Origin of the sequence: Anaerostipes hominis (ex Lee et al. 2021) (genome assembly GCF_002270485.1) — a bacterium.
Taxonomy (GTDB): domain Bacteria; phylum Bacillota; class Clostridia; order Lachnospirales; family Lachnospiraceae; genus Anaerostipes; species Anaerostipes hominis.
This window is the reverse complement of sequence record NZ_NQOG01000004.1, coordinates 157,305-176,599: the sequence shown is the minus strand read 5'-3', so window position 1 is coordinate 176,599 and position 19,295 is coordinate 157,305. Positions and strand designations below refer to the sequence as shown.

Here is a 19,295-nt window from a genome sequence, read left to right as displayed (position 1 = left end):
AAATGCGCTTCTAGAATAGTGGTAAAGTCATTTTCAGGATACTGCCTTTTGTTTTCAGGTTGTCAGCTCCTGCGGAAAATGTTTTGTAGTTACGATAATTTTACTAGTCAAGCGGGGAAGTGTCAAGTTTTGCCTTGCCGGCCGTCTTTCTTAAAGGCGGTTATTTATGCTGATAGTAAAAAACAGCAAGCTGTGTCCGGTCTCTGAGCTCCAGTTTGTCAAGGATCACACTCAGATAATTTCTTATTGTTCCCTCGCTTAAAAACAGACATTCAGAAATTTCTTTATTGCTCATGCCTTTGGCTATGTATTCGATCAGGAGCAGCTCTTTTTCGCTGATGCCATAGTCAGAATAGGAAAAATGCTGTTTGTTTGAGATCAGATCTGGGATTTTTGAGATGATCTCATTTCCGAAAACGTTCTGACCGTTTTCCACCGCGTGGAGGGCAGGCAGGATGCTCTCGAAGTCCTGCTTCAGGATGTAGCCTTTTGCGCCGATATTCAGGGCGTCGATGATATATTCATCGTCAGAGAATGTCGTCAGGAACAGGATTTTAGAATCCGGATGTTTCCTGCGGATTTCTCTTGCAGCCTCGATGCCGTTCATGCTGTTCATCCGGATATCCATCAATAGAACATCCGGATGATATGATTCATATAAAGAGACAGCCTCAGCACCGCTTGACCCCAGGGCCTGCACATGGACATCACCGGATGTCTCTAAAATTGTTTTCAAAGAAGCCGACACAAGTTTGTCGTCGTCGACGATAATGATATTCATGATTTACCTCCCGGCTGATAATATGCCGTATTGCGCGGAACAGTGATAAATATTTTAAAACCGCGTTCAAATGTAATGTTTATAGTGCCGTGAAAAGCTTCGATCCGTTCTTTCATATTGAGCAGGCCCATACCGGAGGAATAAGATTCCGGTGCCTTGGACCCGTCGTCCTCAAATAGCAGCTGATAGAACGATGGATGTTCCCTCAGTACAAGACGAATCCGTGTTGCGTCGCTGTGTTTTACAGCATTTGTAAATGCTTCTTTTATGATCGCGGCAAAGCAAAACTGAAGGTTTTGAGGAGGAGGCTCGGATATATCGTATTCCAGATCTACGCTGTACTCCGGATACCCGTGTATGATCTCGGCGACAGAGTCATGAAGACTCACAGATGATTCTTTAAGTCCGTGTACGCTGGTGCGGATACTGTCCATAGCAGTATTCAGAGTTTTAAGCAGTTCGGACAAAGGAGATGACAGCCTGCTGTCTTGATTCAGGACTTTGAGGGCACCCAGCTGCAGGATCGAGCGGGAAAGCATATGCCCTACGTTGTCATGGATCTCTCTGGCAATCCGATTTCTCTCTTTCAGAGTTGCAAGGTGTATTTCCGTCTCTTGTTTTTCCATCAGGTACCGATTTTTCTTATTCAGCAAAAGATTCAGTTCCGTACTGTCATCTCTCAGTTTCTTAAACTTTTCCCTCATATTCTCAAGTTTTTGGGTGCGGACAGCCAGAAACAGGGAAAGCAGCAGACTGAGCACCAAATCGATGCGCAGGAAAAAAAGGCGGTTTATGAAATAAGGCACGGACGCCAAAATTAAAATAACACCGGGAAATTTTCGCCTGGTCCGGGCACAGTCATAACAAAACAGAGGCAGAAAAATACTGAAAACCGGGATAAAAAGACAGAGACCCCCATAGAAACCTGAGACTGTGAAAGACAGTTTTTCTTCATTTTTAAGGGAAAGAAAACAGGATGCCGTAAAAGCAGTAAGAAAAGCAATCACAGGCATCGTTCCTGGCTCTCTGGAAAGAAGGGGCAGAATAAAAAGCAGCAAAACAAATTTATCAATAAGTACAGACATAAAACCCTCCCACCTCAAAAATTACTTTAAGTATACCTTATCGCGCGAAGCGCGTCCACCCGAAGGTATATTCTACAGCATGACGTGGTTTTTTCAGCACTATTGGAGGAGCGCATTTCAAAGTGCGACGGAAATAGTGCTGAAAAAATCATGACAAATGTCACCTCCACTCCTGACACAAGGCACTGTAACCATACAGCAGGATCAGGTAAAGTTAAAACATCAAATGAAAGGGGTGGAATTATGGAACAGTCTATCATTGAAATAAAAAATTTAGTTAAGAGATATAAGGATCTTTTGGCACTGGACCATTTAAATATGGAGGTCAGGAAGGGAGAGGTTTTCGGACTTCTTGGGCCGAATGGTTCGGGGAAAACTACAGCTATCAACTGTATATTGGGACTCTTATCCTATGATAAAGGTGAGATAAGAGTCTTCGGGAAACCCATGGAAGCCGACTCCTATGAGAGCAAGAGAGAGATCGGTGTGGTGATGCAGAACGTTGCAGTCTTTAATGAACTTACGGTCATTGAAAATATTGATTATTTCTGCGGACTTTATGTCAGAGACAAGAAGGAGAGAAAGAGACTTGTGGAAGAAGCTGTCCAATTTGTGGAATTGGAGGAATTTCGGAAGTTTTACCCGCCCAAGCTTTCCGGAGGCCTGTTAAGACGCCTCAATATTGCCTGCGGCATTGCTCATAAACCAAAATTGATCTTTTTAGATGAGCCTACGGTGGCAGTTGATCCTCAGAGCCGAAATAAGATCCTGGAGGGGATTCTTGAACTGAACCGACAGGGGGCAACTGTCGTTTATACTTCTCATTACATGGAGGAAGTGGAACGGATATGCAGCAGGATACTGATTATGGATAAGGGAAGGCCCCTGGCCACCGGAACGAAAGAAGAGCTGAAACAGATGATCAAGATGGGAGAAAAGATCACGGTGGATGTATCTGACCTGAAGAGAGAGGAGCTTCAGGCAATACGTAATATGCAACATGTATTCCAGGTGGATTACACAGACGGAAAGCTCTATGTGCAGTGCAGCGGGGGCAGTCATAACCTGGTAAATGTTCTGGGATACCTGTCTGAAAGAGAAGTTTCTTTCGGCAGAGTTTATTCGGAGCTTCCTACATTAAATGACGTATTTCTGGAGATCACAGGAAAACAGCTGAGAGATTAGGAGGGGAAACTATGTTTTGGCATTTATATAAATATTATTTCAAAGCATCCATTAGAAATAAGTCCGCTATTTTTTGGTGTTTTGCATTTCCTCTCATACTCGCTTCCCTGTTTTATTTTGGATTCGGAAATCTTTTAAACGATTCAGAAGAACTGAAAGCAGTCCCGGTGGCAATCGTGGAGACGAAGGCGGCAAAAGGTGCAGAAGGATTTAAGCAGACTGCGGAAGAGCTTTCAAAAAAAGGTGAAGATCAGCTTCTGAAAGTGCAGTACACATCTTTGAAGAAAGCCGAAAAGCTGCTCCAAGAGGGAAAGATTGACGGCTTTTATACTCTGGGAGACAATGTCAGGCTTACAGTAAAAGAAAATGGTATCAACCAGACGATTTTAAAAGAGGTCAGCGATCAATATATCCAGATGAATAACATGGTACGGCAAACGATAAAAGAACACCCGGAAGGGATGGAAAAACTGGTAAAAGCAATGTCACAAAATATGGTAGAGAATCAGCAGATCAGTCTGGGAAATGAAGATGCCAATATGATGGTGCAGTATTTTTATGCATTGCTTGCCATGGTATGTCTTTATGGAGGTTTTATGGGGCTTCAGAGTGCCCTCCATGCTCAGGCGAACTTGTCGGATATTGCGGCCAGAAAAGCAGTTTCTCCAGCAGAGAAGCTGAAAAGTACAGCAGCTGACTTCCTCGTAGGCGTGACGGTGCAGTTTTTGGCATTCCTGGTGGCGATCGGCTATATGTGGCTGGTGCTGAAAATTGATCTTGGAAGCCAGGCAGGATTTATTTTGCTGGCCGGATTCTTCGGATGTTTTACCGGGGTGTCCATAGGGCTGTTCATCGGTTCGATCGGCCGGATGTCCAGAGATACAAAAAGCGGGCTCAACATAGGCATCAGTATGTTTTTCTGCTTTTTCAGCGGATTAATGGTAGGAAATATGAAAGACATTGTGGAAAAACATGTACCGATTTTCAACAGGATCAATCCGGCAGCGCTGATCACGGACTGCTTTTACAGCCTGAATATTTATGATGACCTGTCGGTTTATTTCAGAAGCTGTATTTCACTGATCATAATTTCTGTTTTACTTTGCCTTGGGAGCTTTTTCATGATGAGGAGGAAAAAATATGCAAGTATTTAAATGTTTTTTTAAGATTGTCAGAAGTAAAAAACTCTCAATGTCTATTTATGCCGGAATTTTTTTCGCACTGACAATCTTGTTTTCAAGCTTCGGAAAAAACAGTGATACCGGATTTCAGACAACAAAAATTAATGTAGGCATTGTAGATCATGACAAAAGCACAGTTTCCAAAGCGCTGAAAACGTTTCTTTCAAATGAACAAAATGTAAAAGATATAAAGGATGAGAAGAAAACAATGCAGAATGAATTGTTTTACAGAAATGCAGAATATATTCTGATCCTGCCGAAAGGATTCGGAGAGAGCCTGTTAAGTGAAAATAAAAAGGCACAAATAGAAAATGTAAAGGTTCCCGGCTCCACCAGCGGCTATATGATTGACCAGCAGGTAAATAAGTTTACAAAGATGGTGAGGAGCTATCTGGCCTCAGGATTTTCAGAACAGCAGGCGGTGGAGAGGGCTGAAAATACATTGAGGTCATCGGCAAAGGTGGACCTGATGGGAAGCAAAAAAGCCGGCGAACAGAGCAATACCGCATATTATTTCCAGTACCTTGCCTATATCTTTATTGCGCTGATCACAGTGGCAGTGAGCCCGGTATTCATGGTCTTTTATAAAAAAGATATCAGAAGAAGAAACCAGTGCTCCGCGGCCACAGAAAGATCCAGGAATCTTCAGCTGGCGCTTGGGACATTGACGGCATCCGTGGGCTGCTGGCTGGTGTTTATGCTGCTGGCTATGGCGATGTACCGGAATGAGATTTTTCAGAGCAACCTTTTGCTGTTTATGCTCAACAGCGTAATGTTCATAGGCGTTTCGGCAGGCATATCCTTTCTCGCGGGGCTTCTCGTCACCAATGATGACGCACTTCAGGGAGTCATAAATGTGGTGTCTCTTGGAAGTGCGTTTCTGGGAGGGGTGTTTGTGCCGCTCGAGTTTATGAGCAAACAGGTGCTGACTGTCTCAAGATTCCTTCCGACCTATTGGTATATCAGGTCCAATAAGCTGATCGACCAGCTGGATGTTTTGGACATGAGCCATATATGGCCTGCGATGCAGGGAATCCTGATCCAGGCGGGATTTGCTCTGGCACTGTTTGCAGCGGCCATGCTTGTGAGCAAACAAAAAAGGACTGCATAGAAAACACCAGACAAAAAGACTGCAGACATATCACGAACTATTGTCTGCAGTCTTTTTATCAGGAAATCAAAAGACAGGTTTATTTTGCTTTTTCGGCAAAAGTATTGTCGACCAGTTTATCGAATGGGACAGTGTCATCTAATTCCCCTGCGTTTTTCAGGATATCCTGAAGAAGGGTAAATCCGTCTTCACTGAACACAGGATTCTCTTTGTAGGTATCCTGATCTTTGTAGCGTTTGATGATGGTAATCAAATCGTTTTTCGATACGTCAGGGAACTGTCCGCCGATGACAGAGGCAATCTCATCCGGAGTATGTTTATTTACGTATTGCTGGCCTTTTTTGATAGCATTGGTAAAGCCCTGTATGATCTTCGGATTCTTTTTGATATAACTCTTCTTTGCACAATAAGTCGTATAAGGAACAAACCCGCTTTCCACGCCTATGGATGCAACAACATATCCTGCACCCTGTGTTTCGAGAGCGGTTGCATTGGGTTCAAATTCCACCGTAAAGTCTCCTGTGCCGCCGGAAAAAGCCCCGGATGTGTTGGCAAAGTCAATATTTTGGACCATCCTGATATCTTTTTTCGGATCAATCTTTTGTTTCTTCAGAACATACTCAAAGATCATCTGAGGCATTCCGCCTGTCGTTCACTATATCATGTAAATCTTGGTCATATAGTGAGCCATTGTCAGTTTCAGATGGTATGCCTTTATAAAAATTTGCCATAATCTCTTGTATTTCTTCTTTTGTTTTAACAATTGTGTAAGGTTTCAATGAGTTATCGCTTGGCACTACGATACCCATGTCTATCATAAACCCAATATAAGGCAATACACTTTTCTTTGATTTCGGATATCCCCAATCCGTAAGTGCTTTGGATAAATACTTTGCAGAAGTATAACCTCTTTCTTCTTCATAAATCAGTCGCATGGTTTGGTAAATGATTTCATTTTCACGACGGTTCATTTCCTGTGCCGGACTATATTTAATAAGACCAGACAAGCCATATTTTAACTCGATTTCTGGAAATCCATCTTCATCCACTTCAATTCGTTCGATTAAGATTTCGATATCTTTGCGATCCAGAATGCCCTTCTCAATGATTTTATCAACCACCTGTAGTGCGTTCTGGAGTTTTTCTTTTACATCTTCATTTTCTAGACTGGTATCATTTAATTCTTTTAACTGCATTTCCAGTCCATGAATCTGTGAAAGAATATCTTTCTGCAGAGCATCATAGGTTTCATTGACAATATCCTCATTCCCGTGAGCGTTGGATAAATCTCTAACTTTCTGAGTAAAAAGAACTTTCAGTTGTTTCTTTCGTTCATCAATCTGATTTTGAATTTCGGAACGCTTTTCTTCAACCGTTCTTTTTTCAGAATCGAAATCCTTCATATCATAGGTGGCAATAACTTCGCAGAGTGAATCACGACAGAGCTTGATGTAAGTTACAACATCTTCCATCAGATCTTCTTCTTCGATAAGATGTGATTTTGAACAATAACGTTTGCCCTTGGTGTTGTATGTGGTACAGATATAATATTTGCGTTCTCTACTGGAAGTTGTTCTTCTGATCGGAGTCAAACGACTTCCACAATCTTTACAAAAGAGGCAACTTCCAAATGGATTCGGTATCTCAGAACCAATCCATTGCCCACGACTGCCACGATAATTGTTCTTGACACGTTTTTCCTTCATATCCTGAATTAGATCAAAAGAAGCTTTGTCAATGATGGCTGGATGATGGTTTTCAAAAACATACTGTTCATCCTTTGGAACACGCTTGTCTTTCCCGTGAACGGTAGAACGAGCACGTTTTCGCAAACGTAAAGTTCCGATATAAAAATCATTTCCAAGCATATCTTTGACCATAGAGTCAGACCACACTGTTGCAATCTGACGTTTTGTGATTTTGCCTTCTTCCAGTTCACGCTCATGGCGAACCATAGAAGGTGTTGGAACTTTATTTTCAGTCAGATAATTGGCAATCATGCGATAGCCGGAGCCTTTCAGATAAAGGTCATAGACCATCTTCACATATTCTGCTTCTTTCGGTATGATTTCTATTTTGGATTTGTCTATTTCATTTCTTTTATATCCAAATGGTGGCTGTGTCATCAATATTCCCTCTTTTTGACGAGCTTCAAGAGCACGTTTGATTTTTCTGCTGATATCTTTTACATATTTTTCATTATACCACGTTGTGATACCGATTGTATCATCATCATCGGTTTCTGAATTATAATTTGTATCAACAACAATCAGTTCTTTTTTTCGCTCTTTAAAATCTTCCAAAAGAAGGAGCACTTTTGCATTGTGACGTCCAACGCGTGAAAGGTCTTTTACAAACACTCGATCAATGTCTTTATCCAAATCATCCATTAACTGGTTAAGTCCAGGTCTATTAAAAATATAACCTGAAACGCCATCATCTTCATACCAGCGGTCGATAACCATATTACATTCTGCCGCAAATTGGCTAATAATTAATTTCTGATTTTCGATAGAAACATAATTTCGTTTGTCATCATCTCTTGATAGACGTACATATCCAACATTCATAAACTCACTTCCTTTCTTTATATGAAATATATTAACATGAATAATGTAAATATAGAATATATTTAGGAAGAAAATTTATCAACTGCTCGTGTTACAGTAGTGATTTTTGATTACTGCCTTTAAGCCATCGTGAATATTCTTATCATTCTGCCCATCCAGATATGTGACAACTCGAAATCCCAGTTTCCTATATTTTTCCTTTGCTGTTTCAAAATCTTCCTGTGTAGAAAAATCATTTTTCCAAAGATAATAGGTTGGTTTACTCAAGTGTTATCACATCCCCTCTGCCTTATCGTTATTGTATGAATCCCTGTTCCTATTGTTGCAAGTCCCATTTGCAGCTTTATCGACTGAGCCGAGATTCCAGTTTCTTTGGTGAACGGTCTTTCACGTTCCTCTTATGGACTTATCCATAACTCGCCGTTTTAGTGCCGAGCCTCCCCGATCGTCTATCTTAGAAGTGAGTGTCATTATATGCTTACCGCCGATTCCGGTTTCTCTAATTGTCAAGGTGCGAAAGCAATTTCTGCTTTTGATAAGGTGAGGATAACACGAATTTTTGAAGTGCCTTGAATATTGACGACGATTGCAATTTGGCAATGACGGAGGGATGAAAAATTGCAAATTTGCAATTGTGGTAGAGGGTTAGATGCGATATGATATAAGAAACTGAGTTATTATTGAGGTAAGCAATTATGAAATTGAATTATAAAAAAGCGGTCCTTAAGGATATAGAAATACTAACGGAAACCAGAATTAACGTTCTTCGTGCTGCAAATCAGCTTAGTGATGATATGGATATGTCTTATGTTAAGGAATAATCGTATCTATATTATCAAAAATCTCTTTTGGAAAATAACCATGTGGCATACTTGGTTTTTGATGGTCACGAATTTGTTGGTGCAGGTGGGATAAGTTTTTTTCAGGTAATGCCTACGTTTCATAATCCAACAGGCAAAAAGGCATACATAATGAATATGTATACAAAGCCGGAATATCGAAGAAAAGGAATTGCTTATAAAACGTTGGATTTATTGGTCGCTGAAGCAAAACAGAGAGGAATACATGCAATCTCTCTTGAAGCAACAAATATGGGAAAACCATTATATGAGAAATATGGATTCACTAAGATGAATTATGAAATGGAATTGCAATAATAAGTTACATGGAAAGGATGATGTTATGAAATCATTGCCAGCGGATAACATCTATCAAAGATTATGTGATCTTCGTAACGGAACTGGGAAATCACAAAAAGAAGTTGCAGATGAATTAAATATCCAGGCATCGGTATTAAGCCGAATTGAACGTGGAGAAACAAAATCAGTCAGTCATGATTTGGTTATAAAATTTGCAGAATATTATAATGTGTCAACGGATTATTTACTTTGCATATCAGATGTTCGTATTAGAAGGAATGTTGAATTGGAAGAATTAGGACTGACCAATAAAGCACTGTTTCAACTATTGCAAGGAAAAGTAAATGGAAGTTTACTAAGTAAAATGTTAGAACATCCATATTTTCCTGTACTTCTTGATACTGCTAATGCTTATTTTACAGAAGCTCATAACACTGGTTTTGCTAGTAGAAATGCAATTATAGATATAGGAACTGCAAATATAAAAGATTTTATAAAGGAACATCCGGAACATAGAATCGAAGGACGGCATGATATTCGTAGACTTAATGCAGAAAAGGTTACTGGAACCGAGGCTGATCTTGAAAAAATCAAAAGCATTTTCCTGTCCATGCTGAAAGATATTAAGAAAGAATACGATGTACCACAACAAGATATCAGTACAGAAGAATTAAAAAAACAAATAGTCACTATGAAAAAACAGGCAATATTTCAGAAAAAGAAGAAGCCAAGTTTTAACGAAAATGATATGACAAGAATTGTTATGGGGATGTTTCAAAGTATGGGGATGGACTTGGATGAGTATGAACAGGAAATGTTTCACAAAATGATGGTGCATATGTTACAGAGGAAAAGATAGGAGATTTGAGATGGGAATATTTGATAAATTATTCAAGAAAAAAGCAATAGAATCACAACAGAGTATACCAGTAAAGCAAGATAAACAAGAAAAAACTACAGTGAATATGGTCATGCAAAAAGCGGAACCAACAGTAAAAGAACAATTGAAAAGAGGATACGTTGGTACATATAAAAAGCAAGTGGATTACGCTACAGTTAAAGAATTGAAAAAACGTTATATTGCTTTCGATGTTGAAACGACAGGATTAAGTCCGATGAATGATAAGATAATCGAAGTTGCAGCTGTTTTATTTGAAAATGGAGAGATTATCAAAGGATATAGTTCATTGGTTAATCCAGAAGTCTTTATTCCATACAGTGCCACCGCTATTAATCACATTACAAATGAAATGGTAAAAGACGCACCGAAAGAATGTATTGTGTATGCAGAATTAGTAGACTTTCTAGGAGATGCTTTAAAACAGCAAACTACTATATGTGCACATAATGCGTCTTTTGATATGAATTTTCTTTCAGAAACATTAATGCGTCTTGGATATGATGGAAAAATTTCTTATGTAGATACACTTTCACTTTCTCGTAGTTTGATCAAAGGGTTGCATAACTATAAACAAGATACGGTTGCTATGTATTTTGACCTTGTAAATAATCAATCTCATAGAGCTGTTACAGATGCAGAAATATGTGGGAAAATTCTTTGGAACTTACTGCAAATAGAAGAAAAAGAGGAAGAAAAAAGATTAAGAAACTTAGAAAAAAGTAAACCATGTGACGAAGAAATGGAGATATGTGCTTACATTCAGAATTGCATCATGAAAAATGGTGGTGATTCTAAATGGTTAGGGTTTTATAAAAACAGTAGCAATTACGTTGATGTAAGTTACCTATATTCTATTTTGAAATTTAAATGTGCCAAAAAGGGAAAATACATTATTGTTGAAAAGTCAAGTGCTGGAAAACTAAATTGTAATATAGAGCCATGTACAATGAGTGAAGGTGGTTCGGATTATGTAAGAGTATATTTCAATAGTCCGTTCGAATTGGAGCCGTTGGAATCATATTTATTTAGCATTTATGCGAAATGTCGTAAGTCAGCATTGGATTATTTTAAATATAATAAGCGATATGAAGCAGAACATAAAAACAGTCCAGCTATGTTAAACCATCTTTCTGATATGGATGTTGCAGCGTTGCTTGAAAGTGCTGAAAGGAGAAAATTGACGGAGAAAGTTGTTTCGGAAACCATAGAGAATTCTAATGATAAATCTCGAATCTCTAGAGAAGATATCATTATTCAGCCTATTCATAATAGAGTTCCATTAGCTGGTATTCGCAATAAAAATAATTGGGAAAAGGGCTATGATGAAGGATATCCATTCTGGGAAAAAGGAGATAATCTCCGTAAAGAGGGAAATGTAGAAGATGCAATCAAACTGTTTGATCAGGCAAGATATAATGGATATGATGCTCCGGTTCTTTATGACTCTTATGCAATGGCATATCATAAACTGAAAGACTATGCAAACGAAATAGATATTTTAGACGAAGGCATTGTGCGTGAAAGAAAAAATGGAATAAATGTTAGTCGTTTAGAAGCTCGACGAGATAAAGCAATACAATTGCTATACAAACAGCAAGAGGCTGAGAAAAAGAAATTAGAAAAAGAACAGATAAAAAATGAAAATATAAAAATTATTTCTGAGACTTCTACGAAAACAACAGGGCGTGCTATTTTGCAATTGACGGATGATATGACTTTAATCAAACGATATGATACTATTGCACAAGCTGTACGTGAAACCGGTGTAAATTCCAAGAGTATACGAGATGCTGCAAAAGGTGTTCAGAAGCATGCAGGTGGTTATGTTTGGAAGTATGTTGATGAAATTGGCGATTGAACTGTTGTTGCAAATACGTTTTAATTCAATATGGTTGTGCTATGGAATCTTGAGATGCCCATAGCCCATAGGAGTTCATGCGTGGACTCCTTTTTTTGAAAAAACATTGTATATTGACTTTTTTTAATGATGGAAGTATGATTATTCATATAAATCATACTTCGGGAGGCGCTTATGGAAGTTAATAACGGAAAATATGCATGGATGGTTAAAATTGGAGAAAAAGGTCAATTTGTTATCCCGAAAGAAGCAAGAAATTTATTTGATCTTCAGCCGGGAATGGAAATTTTAGTTTTAGGTGATGAAAAAAGAGGTTTGGCAATCTTGCCAAAGGAAATGCAAAAAGAATATATTGTAAGGATTTTTTCAGAAATGGATTCCTAAAGGATGGTGAGATTCTATGAGTAAAATCGTTTTCTTTTGTATCCCAGCGCATGGGCATACAAATCCGACGTTAGGAGTTGTGCGTGAATTAATCAGTAGAGGGCATCAGGTTTTTTATTACTCCTACAATATGATGCGTGACAAAATCGAATCCACAGGTGCTGTTTTTGTATCTTGTGATGAATACGATCAGGAACAGCGATTAGATGCGAAAGACGGAGCCCGAATAGGAAAAGATTTGGCTTTTTCAACGCAGATATTGGTTGATACTACATTAGCTCTGGATGATGCGGTGTGCGAACATATGAAAGAATTAAATCCAGATTGTATCGTTGCGGATTCCATGGCTGTATGGGGAAAAGCTGTGGCACTAAAACTTGGGATTCCGTTTGTATCTTCAACGACAACCTTTGCTTTCAATCAGCATTCAGCAAAGATAATGAAGCAAAGTCCAGGACAGATATTTGGTATGATCTTCTCAATGTTGAAAATCAATAAAAACATCAAACGTTTACAAGATAAAGGTTATCCTGTAAAAAGCGTTCTCGATATTATTCAAAATGACAACAATATAGATACGATTGTATATACATCTCCAGAATTTCAACCATGTTCCAAAACATTTTCGGATAAATACGTTTTTGTAGGGCCATCAATACGACCTGTTGAAAATGCGATTGAGAAGAAGTCGGATAAATTAATTTATATATCAATGGGAACAGTCATTAATGATTCCGTAGAGTTTTACAAAAAATGTATAGAAACATTTGCCAATACAAAGTATCAGGTTATTATGTCAGTTGGCAATTTGATAAATATTGAAGACTTAGGTGCTATACCGGATAATATTACGATTTCGAGGTTTGTAGATCAGATAGCTGTATTAAGTCAGGCGGATGTATTCCTTACCCACTGTGGTATGAATAGTGTCAATGAAAGTTTATATTATAAGGTTCCACTCGTGATGTTTCCGCAAACATCTGAACAAGACGGCGTGGCTACAAGGGTAGAACAACTTGGTGCGGGTGTCAGATTGAAGAATATAAATGTAAAATCTATTAGGACGACAATTGAAAATGTACTAAATACAAAATCTTATTATGAACAGGCGTCAAAAATTTCTCAGGGATTCCGTAAATGTACTGGTGCAAAAGGTGCCGCAGATAAAATTGAAAAAATGTGCAAACGAATAGAAATCAACATCTAAATGAGAAAATATCGAATTTAGATGTTGATTTTTTGCTAAAAATGGATATAATAGATTATGAAAGGAAGGGTTTAAACTATGTTGATACAATTTAATTTTAAAAATTTCAAATCATTTCGTGATGAGGCTACACTGGATTTATCCGCAGCAAAAATGACAGAATTTTCAAATCGTGTTATATCCGTGGGTAACGAAAAGATATTGCCTGTAGCTGCTGTTTATGGTGCAAATGCAAGTGGAAAATCTAATGTCTATGGTGCATTTGAGTATATGAGCGAGTATGTAGTGAACTCTTTCAAATATGGCGATGAAGAAGATTTCGATGATATCAGACCACGTCCATTTCTTTTTGACGTTTCTTCTGAAACAGCAGATACAAGTTTTGAAGTTTATTTTACCGTACCAGGTGACAAAACTGAAAAATGTTATAATTACGGATTTTGTATCGGGCAAACTGGTGTTACAGAAGAATGGTTAAATTACAAGGCAAAAACAGCTCGCAAATATTCTACTGTTTTCTACAGAGATGAGGAAACGTTGGATCTTGTAGGTGTTCCAAAAACAAGCAGAGAAAATATTGAAATTGCATTAGAAAAAGAGGTTCTGATTGTTTCATTAGGAGCAAAATTAAAAGTTGCTAAATGTAAACTTGTAAGGGACTGGTTTTTGAATAATGAATTTGCAGATTTTGGAGATGCTGTTACTAATTTCTTTATGTCTCGTGTTCTTCCTGCGGGATTTATTGATGACGAAAAAATCAGAGCAAACGTTGTAAAATACTTCTCTTCTTTTGACGAAACAATAAAAGGATTTGAAGTTACAAAACTTCCTGCCCAGGAAGATTCTAAAGAAGAAAAATATCTGATAGATGCACTTCATAAAAAAATCGGATCTGAAGACATGGCAAAAATTCCACTTGCTCATGAATCAGCAGGTACTTTAAAAATGTTTGCACTCTATCCAGAATTACAGGATGTATTGCAAAATGGTGGGGTATTCTTTATCGACGAGTTAAATGCTCGATTACACCCACTTCTTGTTCGCAACTTCATTCTTACTTTTCTTAACCCAGAAATCAATGTAAATCATGCACAGCTCGTATTTACAACGCATGACACATGGCAGTTATCTAATCAGCTGTTACGTCGTGATGAAATCTGGTTTACGGAAAAAGATGATATGGGATTATCTACATTATATTCCTTGGCTGATTTTATCGACGAGGATGGTTCCCGTATCCGTAAGGACGAAAGTTATGAAAAAAATTATCTGTTAGGAAAATATGGAGCTATTCCATCCTTAAAGACAATCGACTTTTTTAAGGAGGGTTAACTTATGGCACGTAAAGACAGAACGGGTAACAGAAAAACAAGAGAACAGCGTGCAGTACGTCGTATCCCAGAAATGGGATACTATCTGGTCGTGACCGATACAGAAGCTACTGAACGCTGTTTTTTCACTGGATTACATAATAACCTTCCAGAAGACACAAAGAAGAAGCTTGTTATCAAGGTCGTGGAGACAAAGACTCAGAATATGATTCAAAAGTGTCTTAAAATGACTGCTTACGAAGCACAATATCGCATTCCGTGGATTGTATTCGATCGTGATCAAGTGCCAAACTTTGATCAGATAATCAAAGATGCTGAGAAAGCTGGAATTAACGTGGGTTGGTCCAATCCGTGTTTTGAAATCTGGATGTTTGCCTATTTTGGTAATATGCCGGTAATACAGGAATCTTGGATCTGCTGCTCAAGATTCAGTGAATTGTATAAAGTAAAAACTGGTCAAGACTATTCAAAAGCTGATTCTGATATGTACAAAAGACTCTGTGAAAACGGAGATGAAGATAAGGCACTTCAGATTGCTGCTCAGAAATATGAGCAATGTCTGAGAGAAGGTAAAATAGTTCCATCACATATGTGTCCGGCAACAACGGTGCATGAGCTGGTGGGTGAAATTAGAAGAAAGGTTAAAGGGTGATTATATGGCTAATTATATGACATTTTTCCCTGTGGGTAATGGGGATATGACATTGATTCAAACAAAGACAAATAAATACATCATGATAGATTGTAACATGAGAAATGCAGAAAATGATGATAAAATTTATGATTGCAATGAATACTTGCAAGATACTCTGCCGATTGATAATGGACAAATTTATTTGGATGCATTTTTCTTGACTCACTCAGATAATGATCATTGTCGTGGAATTAGAGATTACTTTAATTTGTGTGCTCCAGAAGATTCTGACGATGATAAAATCAGAATTGATGAATTGTATGTACCTGCAAAACTTATGATGGATGAGACTCATTACAATGACGATGCAGATGCGATTAGAGAAGAAGCACAAAGAAGACTTGACTTGTTAGGTACTGAAGAAGCAGATACGCCAGGAAATCGTATTAAAATTGTTGGATATAGTAAGGAATTAAAAGACTACGCAGATGCTATTGTTCCAGCAGGAGAAACGATTTCTGATATAAATGGAAATACGGATTATGGCGCAGAAATATTTGTATTAAGACCGGTGAAGAAAGCAAACGATGATGAAGAGTCTGACGTGAACGATTGTACCGCCTCTTTTAAAATTACTTTTGAGATTAATGGTGGTACATATATTGCAATTATCGGTGGAGATCTCAAGTGTGAGAACTGGAAAGAAGTTATTGAACTAAATCCAGACATGACTTTTGATTTATTATTGGCACCACACCATTGCTCCTGGCATGCAGTTAGTTCTGAAGATACTCATACAGGAAAAGCAGACCCTGTTATTGAAGAATTTCTTGAAAAATCTAAAGAAAATGCATATGTGGTTTCTTCGAGCAAGGTCATTAAACGTGATGGTGACAATCCACCGAGTTACAGAGCTAAAAACGTCTATATTAAGCACCTGAAAAAGCAAGATAGATATAAATGTACAGCAGAATATCCAAATGCTGATGATCCAAAACCATTAACATTTAAAATTACTGGTCAGGGATTTTCAATAAAATCTATTGCAACAGCAACAAGTCAATACAATTCCTTTACACAAAAATCTTATGGTGGAGAATAGTATGCCGGGTACAATTTTTGAACGTTATGAATTTCATAAATTGGAAACTTGTTGTGAAAAATATATGCCGTTGATATCGGCCATAGATGAAAATTATAGTATGGAGAGATTGGGACTTTATGAGAGTTCGCTTTCTGATGGACTATTTATTCATTGCAGATTGGAACTTTCACTCCCGACTAACGGCGTATATAAAGAATTGGATGTTCGTTCTGATGAAGAAATATTAATTTTTGTCAAATCGGACTATCCATTCTTTGCACCAGCGATTTTATTTGTAAGGAATGACTTTCCTACCAGCCGAATTCCGCATCTAAATCTTGGTATTGCAAATAGCAATATTCATCTTTTGAATCCTTGTTTATATAGAGGGGATGTTAACGAATGGTTTTTTCAGAATGGTCCTAGGGCGTTTTGTGATCGTGTGAATGATTGGTTTTCTGATTTGATTAATGGAGAACTTATGAATGGTGATGGATTTGAAACTGTTCGATATGAGAATACAGCAGGATTTGCAGAAATGGATTTTGATTATTTATGTAAGATAATCTCAACGTATGGAACTACTCATGGTGCTCAAGTATTACAAATGAAACAAAAAGCGAACAGATATTTTCAGATTTTGAATCAAGAATATTCAAAAGAGTTAAGTGATGATATCCTGCCATGTATATTTGTATTTGATAGAGAAGATGTAGTTCATGATTACATCAGTCAAGCTCTTTGTACTGAGAAAGATTTGAAAATTTTTCCGTGTGAATGTAGAATTCAACATGGAATTCGAAAAATCTCAAGAAGATACCATGAGTCCCACAAAATTGATTCCCTAAAAAATATCTTAGTTGTTCTTGCAGTGAAACGTCCAATGCAAGTTCTTGGTGGTTTTTCTGAATATGAATTTATAGCGGTTCTATTGTTGTATGATTTTAAATCTTCTCCAAATTTAGGAAACTGTTCTATTAAGAAAGTTGTGCCAATACAAGCTTTAAACAATACAATGGCAGAAAGATTATCAGGTACAGAAAATATCTCGAAGAAACCCGTTATTATGCTTGGCTGTGGTGCGTTGGGATCTAAAGTATCAATGAATTTGGCTCGCATGGGATATACAGAGCAACATTTTTATGATGAGGATGTTATTTTGCCACACAATTTAGTAAGACATTACGAAAGTGGAAATTATGCGGTTGGTCATCCAAAGGCTGAGGTAATGAAAATAGAGATGGATTGTATGTTCAATGATAATAATAGTACAAGCCATACTGAAAATATTTTTAATACCGATATATTACCAGAAGGTATCGTTATTGATTGTACTGCTTCGAGAAGAATTCTGTTTTGGGCTACATTAACTGATAAGATAAAATCATCCATAATTAGAAGCGAAATATATTTAGGTGGGAAAATGGGTCTTACTGTAATTGAAGGCAAGAGCAGAAATCCGGATATATACGATATGCAAGTATTGTTATACAGAAAAGCGTTAGATGAACCCCATATTTCACAATGGCTTAATTATAAGCAGCCTGAAGATATGAGATATCATATTGGATTTGGGTGTAGCTCAGATACTACGATTTTGGATGATGGAACAATAAGTAATCATGCAAGTGTAGTTCCCCATTTAATTAATAAATACCAGGATACAGAAAATGGAATTGTGTGTGTAAATTATTTTGATAGAGATAATTTAACAAATAATGGTGTTGGTATCTATGAAATGGAACCGATGGTATTTTTACAAGAAGTAGATGGATGGGCTATTCACATTCGTTCTTCTCTATATCAAACAATTCATGAGTATTCCAATGAAAAACTGGAGAATGCAGGTATTTGGATTGGAAGCATTGAAAAAACGATTAAGCGGATTACGATTGTGGATACATTTATTCCTGAAGACAATGACCGAAAAGATAATACTGTTGAGATGGGAAAATCGGGTGTAAAAGGATATCTAAAATCATTGCGTGCAAAAACAAATGGTCTGTTGAGATATATCGGAGAATGGCATACGCATATTGCAGGTGATGCGTCACCAAGTCAGAGAGATTTGAAAACATTTAGTGAAACACAGCCATCCGAAGATGTGTTTTTAATGACAATCTTATCGCCTTCAAATACTCGAAATTATATTATTAAAAGGGAGAAAAAATGAATATAAAAGACTATAGAGAAAAAGAATTAAAAACACTTGTTATAGCAAATATTTTAGTAATTTTAAGTTTAAATGGACTGATTACCTTCGATGGTATTTTGGAAGAAAATAATTATATGAAATTACTCGTTACAATTATTAACTCTGGTTTATTTGCCAGCATTATTTATACTCTGGTTACTGTTTGTGATTGTATGATTTCAAGTGAGTTAAAAAGATACATTGTGTTTTGGTGGTGTCCAATGCCTGGAGAGACTGTTTTTAGTGACATAAAAACAGATGCTAAAGATGGACGTTTTATCTCAGCAGAAGCCATTGAATCATACGAAGAGATATATAATAATTTGCCGTCTGAAAAAAAGGCTTGTCGTCAATATGAAAACAGCAAGTGGCATGATTTACTACGTCAGCATGAATCAGAAACAAAAGTTTTAATTGCGCATAGAGATTACTTGATGTGTAGAGATATGGCGACTATAATAGTTTTGATGACATTTGTGTATACACTACTGTCTTTTGTAATGAAGCTAATCACTTTCGACAAAAAAGCAGTAATATATTTGGTGGTAGTATATTTGGTATGTATGATTGCAACAAGAGTAAAATCAAAACGTTTTGTAAAAACAGTTATCGCATGTGATCTGCATCCTCAAAAATAAAGAGCAGAATTC

16 protein-coding genes and 1 pseudogene are annotated in these 19,295 nt (G+C 37.5%); 13 read left to right on the top strand and 4 right to left on the bottom strand.

What is annotated here, in order from left to right; genetic code table 11:
• Positions 1-160 precede the first annotated feature (160 nt).
• On the bottom strand, positions 161-781 hold the full coding sequence (locus CI597_RS06305; RefSeq protein WP_024726954.1) for a response regulator transcription factor: 621 nt from the start codon (positions 779-781) through the stop codon (positions 161-163).
• Positions 778-1,866, bottom strand: coding sequence for a sensor histidine kinase (locus CI597_RS06300; RefSeq protein ID WP_024726955.1), 1,089 nt, complete (start codon positions 1,864-1,866; stop codon positions 778-780). The genes CI597_RS06305 and CI597_RS06300 overlap by 4 nt, the downstream gene beginning before the upstream one ends.
• Before the next feature lie 243 nt (positions 1,867-2,109).
• Between CI597_RS06300 and CI597_RS06295 the strand changes: the two genes are divergently transcribed.
• From CI597_RS06295 to CI597_RS06285, 3 genes are read left to right on the top strand one after another with little or no spacing between them, the layout of a single operon-like run.
• A complete protein-coding gene (locus CI597_RS06295; RefSeq protein ID WP_024726956.1) occupies positions 2,110-3,051 on the top strand; it encodes an ABC transporter ATP-binding protein in 942 nt (313 codons plus the stop codon).
• An 11-nt stretch (positions 3,052-3,062) separates the two neighbouring features.
• Positions 3,063-4,205 (top strand): ABC transporter permease, encoded by a 1,143-nt coding sequence (locus CI597_RS06290; protein ID WP_024726957.1) that lies wholly within the window; start codon positions 3,063-3,065, stop codon positions 4,203-4,205.
• Complete coding sequence (locus CI597_RS06285; RefSeq protein WP_024726958.1) at positions 4,192-5,343, top strand: ABC transporter permease; 1,152 nt, start codon at positions 4,192-4,194, stop codon at positions 5,341-5,343. The genes CI597_RS06290 and CI597_RS06285 overlap by 14 nt, the downstream gene beginning before the upstream one ends.
• A gap of 79 nt (positions 5,344-5,422) precedes the next feature.
• Here CI597_RS06285 and CI597_RS06280 read toward each other — a convergent pair whose 3' ends face one another.
• Both CI597_RS06280 and CI597_RS06275 read right to left on the bottom strand, forming a co-directional pair.
• A complete protein-coding gene (locus CI597_RS06280) occupies positions 5,423-5,974 on the bottom strand; it encodes an ABC transporter substrate-binding protein (RefSeq protein ID WP_235824562.1) in 552 nt (183 codons plus the stop codon).
• Positions 5,964-7,913, bottom strand: coding sequence for a recombinase family protein (locus CI597_RS06275; RefSeq protein ID WP_024726960.1), 1,950 nt, complete (start codon positions 7,911-7,913; stop codon positions 5,964-5,966). Before CI597_RS06275 ends, CI597_RS06280 begins: the two co-directional genes overlap by 11 nt.
• A gap of 695 nt (positions 7,914-8,608) precedes the next feature.
• On the opposite strand from CI597_RS06275, the pseudogene CI597_RS06265 reads away from it, so the two are divergent.
• The 10 genes and pseudogenes from CI597_RS06265 (at position 8,609) to CI597_RS06220 (ending at position 19,283) form a co-directional block, all read left to right on the top strand.
• A pseudogene (locus CI597_RS06265) lies at positions 8,609-9,070 on the top strand (GNAT family N-acetyltransferase).
• Positions 9,071-9,095: 25 nt separating this feature from the next.
• Entirely contained in the window at positions 9,096-9,911 is an 816-nt protein-coding gene (locus tag CI597_RS06260) for a helix-turn-helix domain-containing protein (RefSeq protein WP_158221710.1), read from the top strand.
• 10 nt (positions 9,912-9,921) lie between these two features.
• The gene (locus tag CI597_RS06255; protein ID WP_024726963.1) at positions 9,922-11,811 is read left to right on the top strand and encodes an exonuclease domain-containing protein; all 1,890 of its coding nucleotides are present in this window, start codon (positions 9,922-9,924) and stop codon (positions 11,809-11,811) included.
• Between the two features lie 174 nt (positions 11,812-11,985).
• Positions 11,986-12,195, top strand: coding sequence for an AbrB/MazE/SpoVT family DNA-binding domain-containing protein (locus CI597_RS06250; protein ID WP_024726964.1), 210 nt, complete (start codon positions 11,986-11,988; stop codon positions 12,193-12,195).
• Positions 12,196-12,211: 16 nt separating this feature from the next.
• On the top strand, positions 12,212-13,402 hold the full coding sequence (locus tag CI597_RS06245; RefSeq protein WP_024726965.1) for a macrolide family glycosyltransferase: 1,191 nt from the start codon (positions 12,212-12,214) through the stop codon (positions 13,400-13,402).
• Positions 13,403-13,480: 78 nt separating this feature from the next.
• Positions 13,481-14,734, top strand: coding sequence for an AAA family ATPase (locus tag CI597_RS06240; protein ID WP_024726966.1), 1,254 nt, complete (start codon positions 13,481-13,483; stop codon positions 14,732-14,734).
• A 3-nt stretch (positions 14,735-14,737) separates the two neighbouring features.
• On the top strand, positions 14,738-15,385 hold the full coding sequence (locus tag CI597_RS06235; protein ID WP_024726967.1) for an RloB family protein: 648 nt from the start codon (positions 14,738-14,740) through the stop codon (positions 15,383-15,385).
• Positions 15,357-16,469, top strand: coding sequence for a hypothetical protein (locus tag CI597_RS06230; protein ID WP_024726968.1), 1,113 nt, complete (start codon positions 15,357-15,359; stop codon positions 16,467-16,469). The genes CI597_RS06235 and CI597_RS06230 overlap by 29 nt, the downstream gene beginning before the upstream one ends.
• 1 nt (position 16,470) lies before the next feature.
• Positions 16,471-18,624 carry a ThiF family adenylyltransferase gene (locus CI597_RS06225; RefSeq protein WP_024726969.1) on the top strand — a complete coding sequence of 718 codons (2,154 nt, stop codon included), beginning with the start codon at positions 16,471-16,473 and terminating at the stop codon, positions 18,622-18,624.
• A complete protein-coding gene (locus CI597_RS06220) occupies positions 18,621-19,283 on the top strand; it encodes a hypothetical protein (RefSeq protein WP_024726970.1) in 663 nt (220 codons plus the stop codon). Before CI597_RS06225 ends, CI597_RS06220 begins: the two co-directional genes overlap by 4 nt.
• Positions 19,284-19,295: the final 12 nt, after the last annotated feature.

Coding starts and splice junctions, on each gene's coding strand:
- CI597_RS06305 (WP_024726954.1), bottom strand. CDS start 781: ATGAATATCATTATCGTCGACGACGACAAACTTGTGTCGGCTTCTTTG.
- CI597_RS06300 (WP_024726955.1), bottom strand. CDS start 1,866: ATGTCTGTACTTATTGATAAATTTGTTTTGCTGCTTTTTATTCTGCCC.
- CI597_RS06295 (WP_024726956.1), top strand. CDS start 2,110: ATGGAACAGTCTATCATTGAAATAAAAAATTTAGTTAAGAGATATAAG.
- CI597_RS06290 (WP_024726957.1), top strand. CDS start 3,063: ATGTTTTGGCATTTATATAAATATTATTTCAAAGCATCCATTAGAAAT.
- CI597_RS06285 (WP_024726958.1), top strand. CDS start 4,192: ATGCAAGTATTTAAATGTTTTTTTAAGATTGTCAGAAGTAAAAAACTC.
- CI597_RS06280 (WP_235824562.1), bottom strand. CDS start 5,974: ATGATCTTTGAGTATGTTCTGAAGAAACAAAAGATTGATCCGAAAAAA.
- CI597_RS06275 (WP_024726960.1), bottom strand. CDS start 7,913: ATGAATGTTGGATATGTACGTCTATCAAGAGATGATGACAAACGAAAT.
- CI597_RS06260 (WP_158221710.1), top strand. CDS start 9,096: ATGAAATCATTGCCAGCGGATAACATCTATCAAAGATTATGTGATCTT.
- CI597_RS06255 (WP_024726963.1), top strand. CDS start 9,922: ATGGGAATATTTGATAAATTATTCAAGAAAAAAGCAATAGAATCACAA.
- CI597_RS06250 (WP_024726964.1), top strand. CDS start 11,986: ATGGAAGTTAATAACGGAAAATATGCATGGATGGTTAAAATTGGAGAA.
- CI597_RS06245 (WP_024726965.1), top strand. CDS start 12,212: ATGAGTAAAATCGTTTTCTTTTGTATCCCAGCGCATGGGCATACAAAT.
- CI597_RS06240 (WP_024726966.1), top strand. CDS start 13,481: ATGTTGATACAATTTAATTTTAAAAATTTCAAATCATTTCGTGATGAG.
- CI597_RS06235 (WP_024726967.1), top strand. CDS start 14,738: ATGGCACGTAAAGACAGAACGGGTAACAGAAAAACAAGAGAACAGCGT.
- CI597_RS06225 (WP_024726969.1), top strand. CDS start 16,471: ATGCCGGGTACAATTTTTGAACGTTATGAATTTCATAAATTGGAAACT.
- CI597_RS06220 (WP_024726970.1), top strand. CDS start 18,621: ATGAATATAAAAGACTATAGAGAAAAAGAATTAAAAACACTTGTTATA.